This window comes from Intrasporangium chromatireducens Q5-1, assembly GCF_000576575.1.
GTDB classification, from domain to species: domain Bacteria; phylum Actinomycetota; class Actinomycetes; order Actinomycetales; family Dermatophilaceae; genus Intrasporangium_A; species Intrasporangium_A chromatireducens.
Genome location: NZ_AWQS01000446.1, coordinates 1 through 1612, shown reverse-complemented (window position 1 = coordinate 1612; position 1612 = coordinate 1). Strand labels below are relative to the sequence as shown.

Here is a 1612-nt window from a genome sequence, read left to right as displayed (position 1 = left end):
CGGACGGCACCCGATGGGTGCCGTCCGCCGCGGTCACGACCGATTGGAGCCAGCCGCTCGGTCGGGTCCTCACGCCTTGGCTCAGCCCTGGTCCTCCATGCGCATGCTGCTCGTCTGCTGCACCTGGACGAGGAACTCGTAGTTCGTCTTCGTCTTCTTGACCCGGTCGAGGAGCAGCTCGATGGCCTGGGTCGGGTCGAGAGCCGCGAGGACGCGACGCAGCTTCCACATGATCTTCAGCTCTTCGGACGCGAGCAGGATCTCTTCGCGCCGGGTGCCGGAGGCGTTGACGTCGACCGCCGGGAAGATCCGGCGGTTCGCGAGCTCCCGCGAGAGCCGCAGCTCCATGTTGCCGGTGCCCTTGAACTCCTCGAAGATCACCTCGTCCATCTTCGAGCCGGTCTCGACGAGCGCCGTGGCGAGGATGGTCAGCGAGCCGCCGTTCTCGATGTTGCGAGCGGCGCCGAAGAACTTCTTCGGCGGGTAGAGCGCTGCCGAGTCGACGCCCCCGGAGAGGATCCGTCCGCTGGCCGGCGCCGACAGGTTGTAGGCCCGGCCGAGCTTGGTGATCGAGTCGAGCAGCACGACCACGTCGTGGCCGAGCTCGACCAGTCGCTTCGCCCGCTCGATCGACAGCTCCGCGACCGTCGTGTGGTCCTCGGCCGGCCGGTCGAAGGTCGAGGAGATGACCTCGCCCTTGACGGCCCGCTGCATCTCGGTGACCTCCTCGGGCCGCTCGTCGACGAGGACGACCATGAGGTGGCACTCGGGGTTGTTCGTCGTGATCGCGTTGGCGATGGCCTGCATCACCATCGTCTTGCCGGCCTTGGCCGGCGCGACGATGAGGCCACGCTGCCCCTTGCCGATGGGCGCGATGAGGTCGATGACGCGCGTCGTGAGCACGTGCGGCTCGGTCTCCAACCGCAGCCGCTGCTGGGGGTAGAGCGGCGTCAGCTTGTGGAACTCGACCCGCTTGAGCGCATCGTCGGGCGAGGCGCCGTTGACGCTGTCGAGGCGGACGAGCGCGTTGTACTTCTGCCGGCCGACATGGCCGGAGGGCTGCTCGCCGTCGCGGAGCGCCTTGACGGCGCCCGTCACGGCGTCACCCTTGCGCAGGCCGTGCCGCTTGACCATGCCGAGCGGCACGTAGACGTCGTTGGGACCGGGCAGGTAACCGGTCGTGCGGACGAAGCCATAGTTGTCGAGCACGTCGAGGATGCCGGCGACCGGGACGAGGACGTCGTCCTCGGTGATCTGGACGTCCGTGTCGTTCCAGTCCTGGCCGCCCTGACCCCGGCGCTTCCGGTCGCGGTTGCGGTTGCGGTTGCGACCACGGCGGCCGCCGGCATCGTCGTCACCACCACGGCTCACGCCCTGCTGACGACCCTGTCCGTGGCGGTTGCCCTGGTCCTGGCCACGGTCGCCCCGGTCGTGCCGGTCGTCGTCCGTGCCGCGGTCCCAGGACCGGTCCTCCTGGTCCCGCTCGGGGCGACGGTCGTCGCGGTCGGCCCGGTTGTCCCGGTTGCGGTCGTCCCGGTCCTCGCGCTGCCGGGCCTCGCGGGTGTCACGACTGTCATCACGGCCCTCGCGGCGGTCCGCGCCGCCCTCGCGG

Annotated in this window: 1 protein-coding gene; it reads right to left on the bottom strand. The window is 69.9% G+C overall.

All coding sequences use genetic code 11. From position 1 onward, the window contains the following. Positions 1 to 81: 81 nt before the first annotated feature. Positions 82 to 1612 (bottom strand): transcription termination factor Rho (rho, locus tag N864_RS22090; protein ID WP_034722605.1); only part of this gene is annotated, 1531 nt, incomplete at its 5' end.